Here is a 17,307-nt window from a genome sequence, read left to right as displayed (position 1 = left end):
GTTGCACAATTTATTGCGGGGGAGGAGAGGATTAAGTGGCATTACCTGAATACAGGGCGGCGATAGCAGAACCGACGCTGCCGAAAAAACTGGCAGAACCTAAAAAAGGCCAGCCTGAACCGAAAGGCTACAAGGTCGTTAGAGATAAATATGTAAAACTTGAAAAATTTGCCATCACCATCACGCTGTTCAGTGCATTGGTCGTATTGCTGTTATCACTGGCTACACAAGTGACCCTCTCCAATCAAAACAGAGCGTTACAGGACTTACAAAATGATAGCGTTGCGATCGGTTTAGAAAATCAAAACTTGGAGCAGGAAGTCCAAGAACTTTCAAGATACGACCGCATCATCGAGATAGCAAAAGAACTTGGTCTGGAAATGAATGAAGCAAACGTTAGGAATGTTACGCGATGAAAAAAACAGCTAATCCTCAAAAAAATCGAAAAAAAATGACTCGTATCATGGTTGGTTTGACAGGTTTACTATTTCTTGTATTTATTTTTCGTTTTTCTATGATCATGATCACCAAGAAGGTAAATGGCGAGAATCTAAGCGAGCATGTTAATAACTTATATACCAGAAGTAGTATCCTTGCCGCAAAAAGAGGTACCATCTATGACATAGGTGGTAGTCCCATTGCCTTGGATGCTACTTCTTATTCGTTGGTGGCCGTTTTGACCGATGAATGGAGTGAAGATACAGAAAATCCGAATCACATCGTCGACAAGGAAAAAACAGCTGAAGCTTTGGCACAATACATCAGCATGAGCAAAGAAGAGATTCTGACCATCCTGAATCAAGAGGACTTGAAGCAGGTCGAGTTCGGAAGCGCAGGAACAAACCTGAATTATGCGACCAAATCCAGCATTGAAGCGGAAGAACTTCCGGGGATCACGTTTGAGGAAACACCTTCCAGACTTTATCCGAACGGGATTTTTGCTTCCCATCTTGTCGGCTTTGCGCAAAGTGCAGCCAGCGAAGAGGAAGCAGACACAAACGAAGAAAAGAAACTGGTCGGTATGATGGGGATAGAATCCCTGTACGATGATGAACTGGACGGCAGTGATGGTGAGGTCACCTATCAGGAGGATTCCAACGGTTACCTGATTCCGGGAACGCAGATTCAGGAAGAGGAGCCGGTCGAAGGGGACAATCTTTATCTGACGCTCGACAGTCGCCTTCAGATTTATCTGGAAAGTCTGATGTCGCAAGTGTATGCAGAGGCCGAACCGGAATCGATGACAGCTATGTTGGTCGATCCGGAAACCGGCGCGATCCTTGCTGCTTCCCAGCGGCCCACCTTCAACGCCACGACCAAAGATGGCATTGATGCGCAATGGCAGAATCTGTTGGTGGAGGATACTTATGAACCGGGTTCCACTTTCAAAATTTTGACTTTGGCGGCAGCCGTGAACGAGGGAGTATTCAGCCCGTTTGCGACATACACTTCCGGCAGTGTGGAAGTGGAAGGGGGAACCATCCGTGACTACAACAAGGATGGTTGGGGCAATATAACCTATCTTGAGGGATTGGCCCGCTCAAGTAACGTGGCTTTCGTGAAACTGGTGCAAACGATGGGTTACGACGTTTGGGAGTCCTACATGAAAGCTTTCGGCATCGGCCAATCAACCGATTCGGGACTGGAAAATGAAGCAACTGGGAATTACAGCTATACGTATCCGCTGGAAAAGGCGAACACGGCATTCGGACAAGGGGTAACCGTTACGCCTTTCCAATTGATGCAAGCTTTTACGGCAATCGCAAATGAAGGCACCATGATGAAACTGAACTATCTGGATCGCACAGAAGATCCGAATACGGGCGAAATCACCGTTATCGAGCCGAAAGAAGCAGGATCACCGATCACGGCGGAAACCGCCCAGACGGTCCTGACCTACCTGAAAGAAGTCGTCTACAATGAGAATGGATCCGGTCAGGCGTACCAGATCGAAGGGACAGAGATCGCTGCAAAAACGGGTACGGCGGAAGTGGTCAATTCCACAACAGGCGGATATTACACTGGCTATTCCAATTATCTTTACTCGGTAGTCGGATTCGCGCCGGCGGATGATCCCAGCTACATACTGTATTTGACAATGAAACGGCCCGCAAACCTGGACAGTCTGAATGGCTCCAAGTATCTGTCGGAAATATTCAATCCATTCATGACAAGGGCAATCGAGTATGACAATCTGAACACGGAAGTGACCGGGGACGTCAACCAGGCCTCGATGCCTGAAGTGACAACTTTATCCAAGGATGAGGCTTTGGCGGCGCTGACTGCTCTCGGCTATAATGATACAGCAATCATCGGCAGCGGCAGCCGAATCGTCCAACAATACCCATATGCGGGAACACAGACGATCACGAACCAGAAGGCGATCCTCATGACAGAAGGTGCGATGACGATGCCTGATGTTTACGGCTGGTCAAAAGACGATGTCCTGAAAGTATCAGAAATTGCAGGGATAAACTTCACTTTTGAAGGGGAAGGCTATGTGGTTTTCCAGAGTCTGGAGACAGGATCCATCCTGAACGCTGCCACGGAAGTCAAGATCATTCTGGAGTAAGCATCCAGAAGCAACACTCATAAAATCTATTAATAAAAAAATGTAAAACACCTATTAGGAGGAAATCATATGCATTGGACAGAAATGCTGTTGCCTTTATCGATCAGCTTTGCCATTACAATCAGCATGATGCCAATTTTCATCGGCTATTTTAAAGTGAAACAATTCGGACAGATCACTAGGGAAGAAGGCCCGAAATGGCATCAAGTGAAAAGCGGCACACCGACGATGGGCGGAGTCGTCTTCATCATCGCTGCGATCCTTACCGTTATCGGGACAGCAATCTGGAAGGATGTCCTCACCGTAAAACTGGCTATGTTGCTGTTCGTGCTATTGTTTTTTGCAGCTATCGGATTTTTGGATGATTTCCTGAAAATATTCAAAAAACAAAATGAAGGGCTGACTTCCAAGCAAAAGTTCATTTCGCAATTGGTCGGGTCTTTCGTATTTGTCGCATTGTTCTTCTTGTCGGGTTCGGATCCTTTGATCACGATCCCCTTCTTTGGACAGGTTCACAACTGGTTGGTGTTCGCAGTATTTACGATCATCTGGATCACAGGTTTTTCGAATGCTGTGAATCTGACCGATGGCTTGGACGGATTGGTTGCCGGCACGGCAGGCATCGCCTATACTGCTTACGGCATATTGGCGTACCGTCAAGGTCGTTTGGAAGTATTGCTGTTCTGTATCGCAATCGTCGGAGGCCTGATCGGTTTTTTCTTTTTCAATAAAAAGCCGGCTAAGATCTTTATGGGCGACGTCGGCTCGTTGGCATTGGGTGCAGGACTCGCCGTTGTTTCGTTGGCATTGCATCTGGAATGGTCCTTGCTGCTGATCGGCCTTGTTTTCGTCATCGAAACGGCCAGCGTCATGCTGCAGGTAGGGTCCTTCAAATTGCGCGGCAAACGCATCTTCAAGATGTCTCCGATCCATCATCATTTTGAAATGAGTGGGTGGAGCGAATGGCGCGTCGTCCTGACTTTCTGGGCTGTCGGTCTGGTTTCTGCAATCTTAGCCTTGTGGCTGCTTGTCTAAGCGAAAGGAGAAAAAGACATGAAAACAAATAATCGATTCGAAAATAAAAAAGTATTGGTGCTGGGCTTGGCGCTCAGCGGTATGAATGCGGCCAAACTACTCCTGGAACTCGGCGCAATGGTCACAGTCAATGATGCAAAGGAATTGAACGACAATCCGGATGCGAAGGAGTTGATTTCATCCGGCATCAAAGTGATCGCTGGATCCCATCCGATCGAGCTGCTGGATGAATCTTTCTCGTTCATGGTGAAGAATCCGGGTATCCCTTACAACAATCCGATGGTCAAACGTGCCCTTGAATTGGGAATCCCAGTATTGACAGAGGTAGAGTTGGCGGCAGAGATTCTTGAAGGTCGCCTGATCGGTGTGACAGGTACGAACGGAAAGACCACGACCACGACGATGATCACTGACCTGTTGAATGCGGGCAGAAAAATAGGGAAAGCCTATAAAGCCGGCAACATCGGTGTGCCTGCATCGGCAGTGGCGCGTGTGGCGACCGCTGACGATGATGTCGTAATGGAGTTGTCCAGCTTTCAATTGATGGGTATCGAAGCGATGCGGCCTGCCATCGCTGTCATCACGAACATCACGGAAGCCCATCTGGATTATCATGGAGACCGCAAAGAATATGTCAAAGCGAAATGGCGCATAACCGAGAATCAAACCGCGGATGATTATCTTGTTTTAAATTGGGATCAAGCCGAATTGCGTGAAATGTCGCAGCTCTCAAAGGCACAAATCATTCCTTTTTCACGCACACAGGTTCTGGAAGATGGCGCCTATGCATCAGAAGGTTCGCTGTATTTCAAGGGCGAAAAAGTGATGGCTATTTCCGATTTGAGGGTTCCTGGCGAACACAACATCGAAAATGCACTGGCTGCGATCGCTGTAGCGAAACTGTCCGGTGTAGCCAATGAGGCTATCGTATCAGCTTTCCATCTCTTTTATGGCGTCGAGCACCGGATCCAATTCGTAGCCGAACTCAACGGAAGAAAATTCTACAATGACTCGAAAGCAACGAATATTCTCGCAACAAAAACAGCCCTTAGCAGCTTCCGGACGCCGATCATCCTGTTGGCGGGAGGATTGGACCGTGGGAATACCTTCGAAGAGCTCGTTCCCTTTCTTGGAAATGTGAAGACGTTGATCGTCTTCGGGGAAACTGCCGAGAAATTGAAGGATGCAGGCGAGCAAGCCGGCATCAAAGAAATCGTCGTGACGGATCATGTCGCCAGTGCGGTTCCAATCGGTTACCAGTACAGCGAAGAAGGCGACACGATCCTGTTGTCTCCGGCCTGCGCGAGCTGGGATCAGTACAAAAATTTTGAAGTGCGCGGCAAAACATTCACGGATGCTGTCCAGTCCTTGGTCAAAGCCACGAGTGAGGAGGATGGTTCTTACTAGAGAACCTATGTGCTTATGAAAATAGTATTATCCGGTGGGGGAACAGGCGGGCACATCTACCCGGCGTTAGCCCTGATGAACCGAATCAAAGAAAAATATCCGGACAGCGAATTCCTTTACGTGGGAACGGACCGTGGTTTGGAAAGCACAATCGTACCGAAGGCTGGTGTGGCCTTCAAATCCGTCAAGATCCAAGGGCTGCGCCGGAGTTTATCGCTTCAGAACCTGAAGACGGTCTACCTGATGATCAAGAGCATTTCGGACTCGAAGAAAATCATCAAGGCGTTCCAGCCGGATGTCGTCATCGGGACGGGTGGCTATGTTTGCGCCCCCGTCCTGTATGCCGCATCCAAATTGGGCGTGCCGACCATCATCCATGAGCAAAATTCAGTCGCAGGCGTCACCAATAAATTTTTGAGCAGAGTTGTGGACCGCATCTGCATTTGTTTTGAGGATGCCCGCGATGATTTCTCCACCTATCCAGAGAAGATTGTTTTCACCGGGAATCCCCGGGCGCAGGAAGTAGCTTCCTTGAAGGAAAGTGCCGACCTGAAGGAATACGGGTTGAAGGAAGAAGTGCCGACCGTTTTGATTTTTGGAGGCAGCCGGGGAGCCAGAAAACTGAATGACTCTTTCGTAGCCGCCTACCCGCTCTTCAAAGACAAGCCGTATCAAGTACTGTTGGCTACCGGAGACGTCCACTTCGATGCAGTAGAGCAAGAAATCAATGCGCTGACGGACCATTTGGGCAACGTCCGTGTTGTGCCCTACATCCACGACATGCCGAAATTGTTCAAGCGTACCGACTTGATTGTATCGCGCAGCGGTGCGACGACATTGACGGAAGTGATGGCTTTGGGCTTGCCGAGTATCCTGATCCCGAGTCCATATGTCACAAACAACCATCAGCAAAAAAATGCGGAAAGCCTGGTGAAAAATGGGGCAGCCGAAATGATCCTCGAGAAGGATCTGCAGGCACAATCCTTGTTTGACGCCATCGACAAGCTGATGACCGATGAAACGGGACGCAAAGAAATGGCTTTCCAGGCCAAACAGATGGGCATAACGGATGCATCAGACCGGATCATCGATGTCATCCTGGCTTTGAAAAAGTGAGAAAGGGAGGGAGGCCAGATGGTTTTCGGAAAAATCCGGCAGAAGCTGAAAAGTAAGAGTTCGTCGGAAGGGACTCCCTGGCAGCGCGCGACTGCTGAATCGGAAAGGCAAAAAAAGGCGCAGACAAAGCAACAGACCACAAAAAAATCCCGCTTACAGCATTTGCTGGGAGAGAAAAAAGCGAAGTTGAAACCAAGAAAACACCTTTCTGAAACCGTGAAATCCGGCAAACGACAAGGGTACCTTGGCTGGTACAGCATTTTCTTGGTTGGGACAATCGGCAGCAGTTTTCTGATATCCCCCTACGGAAAAGTCAAGGACATCTATGTGGAAGGGGCCGAAGACGTTCCGGAACAAAGCATCATCGATGCCAGCCACATCACCGGGAAACTGACCGCTTTGGGCGCCGTCTGGAATGACGAAAAAATCGATGCTTACATCACTACTACTTTGCCCCAAGTCAAAACAGCGGAAGTGACGCTGCGCGGCATGAACGATGTCACGATTCATGTAACGGAACACGAAACCATTGCCTATGTTTATTCGGGAGGCAGCTATTATAATGTTCTGGAAAACGGAACTGTGGCAGACACGGAATTGAAGGTTCCGATCGGGAATAACCCGATCATCACAAGCTTTGAAATGAACCAGAATTTGGAGGACCTGCTCGAACAATACATGCAATTGACGGACAGTGTCCAGAACAGCATCTCTGAAATCAAGTATACCGGAACTGAAGAAAATCCATATGCAATCACGGTATACATGAATGATGGGAATGAAGTGAAGGCGATTTTACCGTCATTAGCCGAGAAGATCTTATACTACCCTGACATCGTGAGCCAATTGGGCGAGACGAAAGGGACCATCGATCTTGAAGTGGGTGTCTACTTTACGCCCTTTGCGCAAACAACGGAAGAGGCAGCGCCCGCTTCGGCAGATTCCGCCACTCCAGCCGAATGAACTGAAATAGATTAGGATTGACTTGCAGTCAATCCTTGAACAATGATTCCGATCATTGTTGAGGGATTGAAGAACTTTTGTCAGACTTCCTTCTGATAGAATTATTTGTAAAAATCTTCGTAAATGAAGAATTATTATGATAAAATGATAAGGTATAGCTTTCTGGCATCACGTATCAGTAACCGACAATTTTTTTCGGAACAATACGGATGTTTACACAAGCCATTATGTCAAACGGAGGTTTCAATAAAACCATGAAGAATTCAGGAATATACGTCAGTCTAGATATTGGAACCACTTCAATAAAAGTTGTAGTCGCAGAATATGTGAAAGATCAAATGAACATTATTGGAGTCGGTAATGAAATTTCCAAAGGTCTTAGCCGTGGCGTCATCGTTGATATCGATGAAACGGTCGAATCAATTCGCAGTGCAGTCAGTCAAGCTGAAAGAAAAGCGAATATTCAGATATCAAACGTCATCGTAGGCATACCAAGCAATCAAATCAGTATCGAACCTTGCCACGGGATGTATGCAGTCGCAAGCGAAAACAAAGAAATCACAGACAAGGATGTCCAGAACGTCTTTGCTGCCGCAAAAGTCCGTTCCGTTCCACCAGAAAGAGAAATCATTTCCGTCATCCCTGAAGAGTTCATCGTAGATGGGTTCGACGGCATCAGGGACCCGAGAGGCATGATCGGCGTACGTCTTGAATTGTACGCAAGCATGATCACTGGTCCGAAAACAATCATCCATAACATCAAACGTTGTGTAGAAAAAGCAGGTCTTCAAATCGAAGATATGGTTGTACAGCCATTGGCCATTTCAAGCGTAGCCATGAATAAGGGCGAGCGGGATTTCGGGACCATCCTTATCGACATGGGTGGCGGCCAAACAAGCGCCTCTGTCATGCACGACGATCAACTGAAATTTTCCTTTGTTGATCCCGAGGGCGGAGACCTTGTGACCAAGGACATTTCCATCATTTTGAATACGACGTTGGAAAATGCAGAGCGCGTAAAACGCGAATATGGTTATGCCATTTCCGAAGATACGTCCGATGAAGAATTTTTCCCTGTCGAAACGATCGGGAAAGAAGAACCAGTGAAAGTGGATGAGAAATATCTGGCCGAAATCATCGAAGCGCGCTTTGTGCAGATCTTCGAAAACATCAAACGTGCCTTGGATAAAGTGGAAGCCCGCGACCTACCCGGTGGTATCGTTCTGACCGGAGGCGCAGCGGCATTGCCGGGCGTCGTCGATTTGGCAAAAGAAATCTTCGAAATCAACGTTAAGCTGTATATTCCGGAGCAGATGGGGATGCGCAATCCAATCTATGCAACGAGCATCGGCCTGATCAAGTATGTGGCGGGTCTGGATGACATTTACCGTGTTGCCAAAGGAAAAGTACCGGCGACAGGCAAAGTGATTCCTTTGCAATCGAAAGTTGCGAAACAACCTGCGATCATCGAAGAACCTGTCTATGAAAATGAGACTTATGCCGATGAGGATCATTACGAAGAAAGCTTAGTCGGGAAATTAAAACGTTGGTTCAATAATCTGTTTGAATAATCACGCTGAACATAAAAAGAATGGTATGAAATAGGAGGAAATGAAATGGAATTGGAATTCGATTCAAGCATGAGTGATGGAGCAAAAATTAAAGTTATAGGTGTCGGTGGGGCAGGAAGCAATGCCGTTAACCGTATGATCGAAGAAGGTGTTAAAGGTGTTGAATTCATCGTGGCCAATACGGACACACAAGCCTTGAATGCATCAAGTGCGGAAACAAGAATCCAACTCGGGCCTAAATTGACGAAAGGATTGGGCGCAGGCTCAGTTCCTGAAGTTGGCCGCAAAGCTGCAGAAGAGAGCGAACAACAAATCTCTGAAGCCTTGGCTGGTGCAGACATGATCTTTGTCACATGCGGAATGGGTGGCGGCACAGGTACTGGTGCAGCTCCTATCGTAGCCAGAATCGCTAAAGATCTTGGCGCGTTGACTGTCGGAGTTGTGACGCGTCCGTTCACTTTTGAAGGGCCTAAAAGAGGCCGTTATGCTGCAGAAGGCATCGCTGATTTAAAAGCAAACGTCGATACATTGGTCATCATCTCAAATAACCGTCTGTTGGAAATCGTCGACAAAAAGACACCTATGCTGGAAGCCTTCCGTGAAGCCGATAATGTATTGCGTCAAGGCGTTCAAGGGATCTCAGACTTGATCACTGCTCCAGGATATGTCAACTTGGACTTTGCTGATGTGAAGACTGTCATGAAAGATCAAGGTTCTGCTTTGATGGGTATCGGTATCGCTTCAGGTGAAAACCGTACAGCAGAAGCAACCAAAAAAGCTATTTCTTCCCCATTGTTGGAAGTTTCCATCGATGGCGCTGAGCAGATTTTGTTGAACATCACGGGTGGTTCAGATTTGACGTTGTTCGAAGCGCAAGATGCAAGTGATATCGTAGCACAAGCTTCATCATCCGAAGTGAACATCATCTTCGGTACTTCAATCAATGAAAACTTGGGCGACGAAGTTATCGTTACAGTAATCGCTACAGGGATCGACGACAAAAAAAAAGATGAAAAAAAAACCGCTAATCGCGGAGGCAGTGCTTTTAAGGGGCGTAAAGAAGTAGGGAACGCACCTGTTTCGTACCCGGAGAAACAACTTCCGACTGAAAGAGCAGAAGAAAAACCAGCCAAAGACCTGTTCGGCGACTGGGATATCCGCAGAGACACAAACGTAAGAGAACAGGCGCCCCTTCCAGTTCAACCTGAGCCAGAAGAGTACCCTGTCAAACAGACAGAAGATAATTATCCACGTTATCACGAAAATAAAGAAGATAGAAACGGTGGAGAGGATTCATTGGATACACCACCTTTCTTCCGCAAGAGACGCAGATAAGAATGAATATTGAGCAAAATTGCCGGAAAGTGGAGTCAACTGTGGAAGCAGCCTGCTTGACAGCCGGACGCAAACGGGAAGATGTGACGGTCATCGCCGTCACGAAGACGAAACCTGCAGAGCAAGTGGAGGAATTGTACCGCTTGGGCTACCGCCACTTTGCAGAAAATCGCCTCGAAGGTCTGCTCGAAAAGCAGGAAGCTCTTCCGCAAGAAGATATCAGCTGGCATTACATCGGTACCTTACAGACAAGGAAAGTGAAGCAGGTGATCAATCGCATCGCCTATTTCCACGCATTGGATCGTCCATCATTGGCAAAGGAAATCAACGAGCGGGCGGAAAAGCCTGTTTCTTGCTTCGTGCAGGTAAATGTGACAGGGGAAAGCTCAAAGCATGGGCTTTCCGCATCCGAGGCAGTGCCTTTCATCAAGAGTCTGGAAAGTTTTCCGAACATCATCGTTGTCGGTTTGATGACGATGGCACCCATTGATGCGACAGACGTGGAGTTGCGTCAATGCTTTAAAGATCTGAAAATAATGCAAGAGCAAGTAGCGGCGTTGAACTTGCCTTATGCCCCATGCACGGAGACGAGCATGGGCATGAGCCAAGATTATCCGGTAGCAATTGCCGAAGGTGCGACCTTCGTACGTGTCGGATCGGCGTTCTTTGCTGAAACAGAAGCATAGACGAAGAAGAAGTGAGGGGTCTTATGGGTCTGAAAGATTTATTCCGAAAGTACTTTGTCATTGAAGATGAGGAAGATGGATTTGAGGAAGTCGAGGAACCCTCGACTGTCGTCCCAGTCCGCAGGTCCGAGCGCAATGAAGAAGGGGCCTCGTCTCAACGGAGCACCCAAAAAAGATCGACGAAAGCAAAGGTAATTCCTATGAACCAACAAGCAATGACCGAAAAAGCCAGCATCCATGTCGTGGAGCCGAGAGTCTATTCCGAGGTGGAGAAGATTGCCGATAATCTGCTGAAGAACCAAGCAGTCCTGCTTAATTTCAAAAGGATTGATGCGGAACAAGCAAAACGGATCGTGGATTTTCTGACCGGAACGGTATATGCGATCGGGGGAGAAATCCAACGCGTTGGCGATCAAATCTTTTTATGCACCCCCGCTTCAGTAGGAGTCGAAGGCGCACTGGACGAAACACTGGAGGAAGAGCGTTCGTTCTACTAGAAAGGAAACAAAATGACACAAATATTGATTTGGCTTTTACAGATTATCCGTTGGGGCATATCGGCCTATTCAACCGTCCTGCTTGTATACGCATTGATGAGTTGGTTGCCGGGTGCAAGAAGTTCCAAATTCGGCTATTTTATCTCCAGCATTGTGGAGCCTTACCTGGACATTTTCAGAAGATTGATCCCATCTGTAGGCATGATGAGCTTCAGTGTAGTGGCGGGCATCCTGTTCCTGAATTTGGTGGAGTATGGAGCGCAGGTCGTTATCCTGTTCCTGATCAGATTGCTGAATTGACGGACATTTTTTCATCAAACGAAAAGGTGAGGGATTCGTATGCAAGAAGTTTATCAACATTTCCGCAAGGAAGAGCAGCCGTTCATTGACAGTGCCCAATCCTGGATTACGCAAGCGGAGGAAACCTATTCACCGTACTTGACGGATTTTTTGGATCCGAGACAGCAGTACATCCTTGAGATGATGGTCGGGAAAAAAGGTGAAATCCATGTCCAATTCTATGGGGGCTACGAAGCGGCGGAACGCAAGCGGGCAATCATTTGCCCTGAGTATTTCAGTCCGACGCAAAGCGACTTTGAAATGGCGCTTACCGAAGTGGTGTACCCATCAAAATTTGCCAGTCTGACCCATGGGAAAATACTGGGGACGCTGATCGGAACCGGCATGAAAAGGGAACTTTTCGGAGATATCCTGTCTGATGGCATCCGCTGGCAGTTTTTGTTGGCGTCAAATATAGCAAGCTATGTGCATTCGCAGGTCACTAAGATAGGCAAGGTCAGTGTCCGCCTGGAAAATCGGACCTACACTGATCTGATCACACCTATCGATGATTGGACGATTGTACATGACACGGTCAGCTCGCTGCGGTTGGATACAGTGATCGCTGCCATCTATAACATATCGAGACAACGCGCAAAAGAATTGGTGACCAGCGGAAAAGTGAAATTGAACTGGGCCGCATTTGAACGCCCCGATTTCGAATTGGGACTGTTGGATATCGTGTCCATCCGCGGTTATGGCCGGATCCAGATAAAGGCTATAGAAGGAAAGTCCAAGAAAGACAAATGGCGCGTCGAGTTTGGCGTATTGTACAAATAAGAATGACAAGAACGAAAGGTGTGTATAAGATGAGCTTGACTCCATTAGATATTCAACACAAGGAATTCCCTGTCAAAATAAAAGGGTACGATAAAGAACAAGTCAATGACTTTTTGGATAATGTCACAAAAGAATTTGAAGAAGTCATCAAACAAAATAAAGACCTGCAAAAGCAACTGAAATTTGCCGAAGAAAAACTTCAATATTTCAGCAACCTGCAGGATGCTTTGAACAAGTCGATCGTAGTAGCGCAGGATGCTGCCGACAGACTGAAAGAAAATGCACGCAAAGAAGCTGAAATTATTTTATTCGAGGCGGAAAAGAGTGCGGATCGCTTATTGCATGAAGCGGCTGGGAAAGCAACAAAAATCAATGAAGAGACTGACGGCGTCCGCAAGGAAAGCCGTAACTTCAAACAGAAGCTGCAACTTTTGGTCGAGTCGCAGTTGAACCTCATCATGAATGATGAATGGAATAACTTGTTGAACGCTTCGCCGGAAGGTCAAGTTTCGACTCCTACTTTGAATGAAGTGTTATCCAACCGTACACGCATCATCGACGAATTGGTCGCCAATTCTGAAGATGCTGCCGAATTCGAAGTCGGCGGAAGATTGGCTGAAGAAGCCAGAGCTGAAGAGAAACTTGCGCAAGCTGCTGTGGAAGCTATTGAAATTCCGGCAGAAAACAAGTAAAATCTAGATATTGAAGAATGGAACACCCGAAAAAAAGAAACTTCCAGCGAATTGGCGAATGGTGAAAGGCCAATAAGTCCCTCTATTTTAAGGATCCTCCATGAGAATCTTTTTGAACAAACATAAGTAAAAAAGGTCGCCTGAACAGCGTTAACGGTTTGAATGAGGAAGCATGACAGCCTGTTCCGGCCGTTGTCGCTTTAAATTTGGGTGGTACCACGAAGACTTCGTCCCTTTTGGAGACGGGTCTTTTTTTGTAGAAAAAATTAATGATAAGGGAGCTTCCGACAATGAAAATGAAAGAAACGCTGCACCTAGGGAAAACGGCTTTTCCTATGAAAGCCAACCTGCCTGTCCGTGAATTGGAATGGCAAAAGGATTGGGAAGAAAAAGATATCTATGCCAAACGACAAGAAAAAAATGCGGATAAACCGACATTTGTCCTTCACGATGGCCCGCCATATGCCAATGGTGCTGTCCACATGGGTCACGCCTTGAACAAGATCAGCAAGGACATCATCGTCCGCTCAAAATCCATGTCCGGCTTCCGCTCGCCGTTTGTCCCGGGTTGGGATACGCATGGTCTGCCGATTGAACAAGCCTTAACGAATACAGGCGTGAACCGCAAAGCGATGAGCTTGGCCGATTTCCGTAAATTGTGTGAAGATTATGCTTGGAAACAGATCGACGGACAAAGAACCGTCTTCAAACGTTTGGGCATCGCAGGCGATTGGGAAAATCCATATGTGACTTTGTTGCCGAAATATGAAGAAGCCGAAATCCGTGTTTTCGGAAAAATGGCGGAAAAAGGCTACATCTATAAAGGCTTGAAGCCAATCTATTGGTCGCCATCGAGTGAATCTTCGCTGGCTGAAGCCGAAATCGAATATAAAGATGTGAAGTCTGCTTCCATCTATGTGGCTTTCCAAGTCAAAGACGGCAAAGGCTTGTTGGATAACGATACTGCAATGGTCATCTGGACGACTACGCCTTGGACTTTGCCGGCAAACTTAGGCATTTCCGCTAACGCTGATTTCGAATATGTGGTTGTTTCCGCTGACGGAAGAAAATTTGTTGTCGCAAAAGAATTGCTGGGCACGGTCAAGGAAGCCATCGGATGGGAATCTGTGGAAATCCTGCAGGAACTGAAAGGCTCTGAGTTGGAGTACATGAAGGTTCAGCATCCGTTCTATGATCGCGAGTCTTTGGTCATGGTAGGGGAGCATGTAACGCTTGAAGCAGGTACCGGTTTGGTCCATACCGCTCCAGGACACGGTGAGGATGATTACCTTGTCAGCAAAAAATATGGTTTGGAAGTGTTGTCACCGGTTGACAACAAAGGGTGCTATACGGCTGAAGCACCAGGTTTCGAGGGCGTGTTCTACGATAAAGCCAATAAAATGATCACCGAATTGTTGGCTGAAAAAGGCGCATTGCTGAAACTGGATTTCTTCGTCCACAGCTATCCGCATGACTGGCGCACAAAGAAACCGGTCATCTATCGCGCAACGCCGCAATGGTTCGCATCCATCGATAAATTCCGTCAAGACATCCTGGACGAAATCGAAAATGTTGAGTGGCTGCATCCATCCGGAAAAGTCCGCTTGTTCAACATGATCCGCGACCGCGGCGATTGGGTCATCTCCCGTCAACGCGTTTGGGGCGTTCCGTTGCCGATCTTCTATGCGGAAAACGGAGAACCCGTCATCACGCCGGAAACGATCGACCACGCTGCGACATTGATCGGCGAATTCGGATCGAACGTCTGGTTTGAAAGAGAAGCGAAAGACCTGCTTCCTGAAGGGTTCACGCACCCAGGCAGCCCGAACGGTGAATTCACGAAGGAAATGGACATCATGGACGTGTGGTTCGATTCCGGCTCTTCGCATGAGGCTGTGCTGCGCGCAAGGGAAGATCTGACATTCCCTGCTGATATGTACTTGGAGGGTTCCGATCAATACCGTGGTTGGTTCAACTCAAGCATCACGACCAGCGTTGCGATCAACGGAGTAGCACCTTACAAAACAGTCCTTTCCCAAGGTTTCGTTTTGGATGGGGAAGGCCGCAAAATGAGCAAATCATTGGGCAATACTGTCCTGCCGGAAAAAGTCGTCAAGAACATGGGCGCAGATATCGTCCGTCTATGGGTGTCCAGTGTCGACTACGAATCCGATGTCAGAATCAGCGACGACATCCTGAAACAAGTTTCCGAAACGTACCGCAAGATCCGCAACACCATGCGTTTCCTGATCGGGAATACGGAAGATTTCCAACCGAAAGAACATACAGTGGCTTATGCAGATCTGCGCAGTGTCGATCAATATATGATGGCGCGCTTGGATCAGGTAGTTGAAACATGTGTGACAGCCTATAAAGAGTACGAGTTCTCGACCATCTACCAAACAATCATGAACTTCTGTACAGTTGATTTGTCGGCATTCTATCTTGATTTTGCGAAAGATGTTGTCTATATCGAAAAAGAGGATAATCTAGAAAGACGCGCCATGCAGACCGTATTTTACGAAGTATTGGTCAAGTTGGCTAAACTTTTGACACCGATCATCCCGCACACTACCGAAGAAATTTGGAGTTTCCTGAAGGAAGAGGAACAGTACGCTCAACTGGCTGAATTGCCGGAAAGCAGCGTCCGTGAAGACCAGGCAGAGATTTTAGGCCAATGGGAAAAATTCATGGATATCCGCGATGCGGCTTTGAAAGCATTGGAAGTTGCGCGTAATGAAAAGACGATCGGGAAATCTTTTGAAGCGCATCTGTCCTTGTTTGTTGATGAAGATACAAAAGCATTGTTCGCGTCCCTTGATGCAAACCTGGAACAATTATTCATCGTTTCGCAGCTTGACATCAAAGATTTGGCGGCTGCTCCAGCTGAAGCAATGCCGTTCGAGAATCTTGCCATTCTGGTGGAGCATGCACATGGGGAAACTTGTGAAAGATGCCGTGCCATCAAAGAAGAGGTCGGAACAATCGAGGATGCAACTTCCTTATGCGGACGCTGTGCGGATATTGTAAGATCCGAATATCCGGAAGCACTCGTGCAAGAAGAAGCATAACCCATCCCGGCTTGAATAAAATCGTTAAAATTATGTAAACAATAAGTAAAGAGCACGCAAGCGGACGGTTTCTGACGTCATTCTTGCGTGCTTCTGTTGGTTTTAGGCCGAAACGGCAGATTTTATCAGTTGTTGATTAATTTTCCAAAGAAAGCGCATAACTTTCTCTTGAATTTGGATGAGATATTCGTTATAATTATATTAGTAACTTGTACTAATATATGATAGTAAATATTTGTATTAGCATTTTACCAAATGAAAATTTTGGAGGTATTACACGATTATGGAAAAAGGAAAAGTAAAATGGTTTAATGGCGAAAAAGGTTTTGGATTTATCGAAGTTGACGGAAAAGACGATGTATTCGTACATTTCTCAGCTATCCAAGGCGAAGGTTTCAAATCTTTAGAAGAAGGCCAAGAGGTTGAATTCGAAATCGTTGACGGCAACCGTGGTCCTCAAGCAGCTAACGTTGTAAAATTATAATCCAATTCTTTTAACCTTAGCGAATTCAAAGCGCCCAGAGTTTCTCTGCGGCGCTTTTTACATGCAAAAAAAAGCGTTGTTTCGACGATCTCTGTCAGGATCGCAAAACAACGCTTCTATAAGAAAGCAGACAACTGTCCGCTTATGTTCGGTATGGAGAGGTTACTTTTTCATGCTTCTCATAGCAAAGGATACGATGAAAATCAGGATGACTGCTCCTACTAATGCTGGAACGATAAAGAATCCTCCGATTTCAGGACCCCATGCTCCGAATAAAGTGGTTCCTAACCACGAACCGACGAAACCGGCAACGATATTTCCGATAATGCCACCTGGAATATCTTTACCCATGAATGATCCTGCTAATGCGCCTAAGATACCACCGACAATTAAAGACCAAATAAAGCCCATTTCTTTTCCTCCTTTTTTCAAATACAAGTGCAGTAACAATATAGTTATTTCCCATTAACTATATCCCTATTATATATAAAATGAGTCACATTACAAATAATATGCCCTCGAGATGAGAGGGTTTCTGAAAACGGAAAGAAGAAATCCTCCTTCTGATCCGCGAAGAGGGCCTGTTTACGGAACGTACAATAATCGGGAAAGTGGGCAAAACCAAAGGCTGCCCCGAATGAGGCAGCCCTGTGATATTAGTGGATTTGTTGTTCCTGTTGGTGGATATTCAACAGTTTGACCTTGAGATCGTTTTCCATAAGCGACAGTTCCTTTTCAGCTTCTCTGCGTTTGATTCGG

General features: G+C 46.8%; 16 protein-coding genes. 15 read left to right on the top strand and 1 reads right to left on the bottom strand.

The features are described 5' to 3' along the window. Positions 1 to 35 precede the first annotated feature (35 nt). The 15 genes from WBV27_RS02115 to cspD all read left to right on the top strand — a co-directional run bounded on the left by WBV27_RS02115 (position 36) and on the right by cspD (position 16,548). Positions 36 to 416 (top strand): septum formation initiator family protein, encoded by a 381-nt coding sequence (locus WBV27_RS02115; protein WP_424198993.1) that lies wholly within the window; start codon positions 36 to 38, stop codon positions 414 to 416. Further along, positions 413 to 2,572 carry a penicillin-binding protein gene (locus WBV27_RS02110; RefSeq protein WP_424198991.1) on the top strand — a complete coding sequence of 720 codons (2,160 nt, stop codon included), beginning with the start codon at positions 413 to 415 and terminating at the stop codon, positions 2,570 to 2,572. Before WBV27_RS02115 ends, WBV27_RS02110 begins: the two co-directional genes overlap by 4 nt. A gap of 69 nt (positions 2,573 to 2,641) precedes the next feature. Next, positions 2,642 to 3,607 carry a phospho-N-acetylmuramoyl-pentapeptide-transferase gene (gene mraY / locus WBV27_RS02105; protein ID WP_424198989.1) on the top strand — a complete coding sequence of 322 codons (966 nt, stop codon included), beginning with the start codon at positions 2,642 to 2,644 and terminating at the stop codon, positions 3,605 to 3,607. 18 nt (positions 3,608 to 3,625) lie between these two features. Beyond that, the gene (gene murD / locus WBV27_RS02100) at positions 3,626 to 5,014 is read left to right on the top strand and encodes a UDP-N-acetylmuramoyl-L-alanine--D-glutamate ligase (protein ID WP_424198987.1); all 1,389 of its coding nucleotides are present in this window, start codon (positions 3,626 to 3,628) and stop codon (positions 5,012 to 5,014) included. 15 nt (positions 5,015 to 5,029) lie between these two features. Further along, positions 5,030 to 6,130 carry an undecaprenyldiphospho-muramoylpentapeptide beta-N-acetylglucosaminyltransferase gene (murG, locus tag WBV27_RS02095; RefSeq protein ID WP_424198985.1) on the top strand — a complete coding sequence of 367 codons (1,101 nt, stop codon included), beginning with the start codon at positions 5,030 to 5,032 and terminating at the stop codon, positions 6,128 to 6,130. Positions 6,131 to 6,148: 18 nt separating this feature from the next. Continuing rightward, entirely contained in the window at positions 6,149 to 7,093 is a 945-nt protein-coding gene (locus tag WBV27_RS02090; protein WP_424198983.1) for a cell division protein FtsQ/DivIB, read from the top strand. Between the two features lie 254 nt (positions 7,094 to 7,347). Further along, entirely contained in the window at positions 7,348 to 8,664 is a 1,317-nt protein-coding gene (gene ftsA, locus WBV27_RS02085) for a cell division protein FtsA (protein ID WP_424198981.1), read from the top strand. Between the two features lie 45 nt (positions 8,665 to 8,709). Beyond that, entirely contained in the window at positions 8,710 to 9,999 is a 1,290-nt protein-coding gene (gene ftsZ / locus WBV27_RS02080) for a cell division protein FtsZ (RefSeq protein WP_424198979.1), read from the top strand. Between the two features lie 2 nt (positions 10,000 to 10,001). Then, entirely contained in the window at positions 10,002 to 10,685 is a 684-nt protein-coding gene (locus WBV27_RS02075) for a YggS family pyridoxal phosphate-dependent enzyme (RefSeq protein WP_424198977.1), read from the top strand. 23 nt (positions 10,686 to 10,708) lie between these two features. Further along, on the top strand, positions 10,709 to 11,182 hold the full coding sequence (locus WBV27_RS02070) for a cell division protein SepF (protein ID WP_424198975.1): 474 nt from the start codon (positions 10,709 to 10,711) through the stop codon (positions 11,180 to 11,182). A gap of 12 nt (positions 11,183 to 11,194) precedes the next feature. Further along, entirely contained in the window at positions 11,195 to 11,482 is a 288-nt protein-coding gene (locus WBV27_RS02065; protein WP_086628328.1) for a YggT family protein, read from the top strand. 39 nt (positions 11,483 to 11,521) lie between these two features. Further along, positions 11,522 to 12,301, top strand: a complete 780-nt coding sequence (locus WBV27_RS02060) for an RNA-binding protein (RefSeq protein WP_424198973.1) — start codon at positions 11,522 to 11,524, stop codon at positions 12,299 to 12,301. A 29-nt stretch (positions 12,302 to 12,330) separates the two neighbouring features. Then, positions 12,331 to 12,993, top strand: coding sequence for a DivIVA domain-containing protein (locus WBV27_RS02055; RefSeq protein ID WP_086628326.1), 663 nt, complete (start codon positions 12,331 to 12,333; stop codon positions 12,991 to 12,993). A 290-nt stretch (positions 12,994 to 13,283) separates the two neighbouring features. Further along, positions 13,284 to 16,064, top strand: a complete 2,781-nt coding sequence (ileS, locus tag WBV27_RS02050; RefSeq protein ID WP_424198970.1) for an isoleucine--tRNA ligase — start codon at positions 13,284 to 13,286, stop codon at positions 16,062 to 16,064. A gap of 283 nt (positions 16,065 to 16,347) precedes the next feature. Beyond that, on the top strand, positions 16,348 to 16,548 hold the full coding sequence (cspD, locus tag WBV27_RS02045) for a cold-shock protein CspD (protein ID WP_424198968.1): 201 nt from the start codon (positions 16,348 to 16,350) through the stop codon (positions 16,546 to 16,548). Between the two features lie 162 nt (positions 16,549 to 16,710). Here cspD and WBV27_RS02040 read toward each other — a convergent pair whose 3' ends face one another. Continuing rightward, positions 16,711 to 16,959, bottom strand: coding sequence for a GlsB/YeaQ/YmgE family stress response membrane protein (locus tag WBV27_RS02040; protein WP_424198966.1), 249 nt, complete (start codon positions 16,957 to 16,959; stop codon positions 16,711 to 16,713). Between the last annotated feature and the right edge of the window lie 348 nt (positions 16,960 to 17,307).

It is taken from the genome of Trichococcus sp. (assembly GCF_049589555.1).
Classification (GTDB): Bacteria; Bacillota; Bacilli; order Lactobacillales; family Aerococcaceae; genus Trichococcus.
This window is presented reverse-complemented; position numbering and strand designations above follow the sequence as displayed.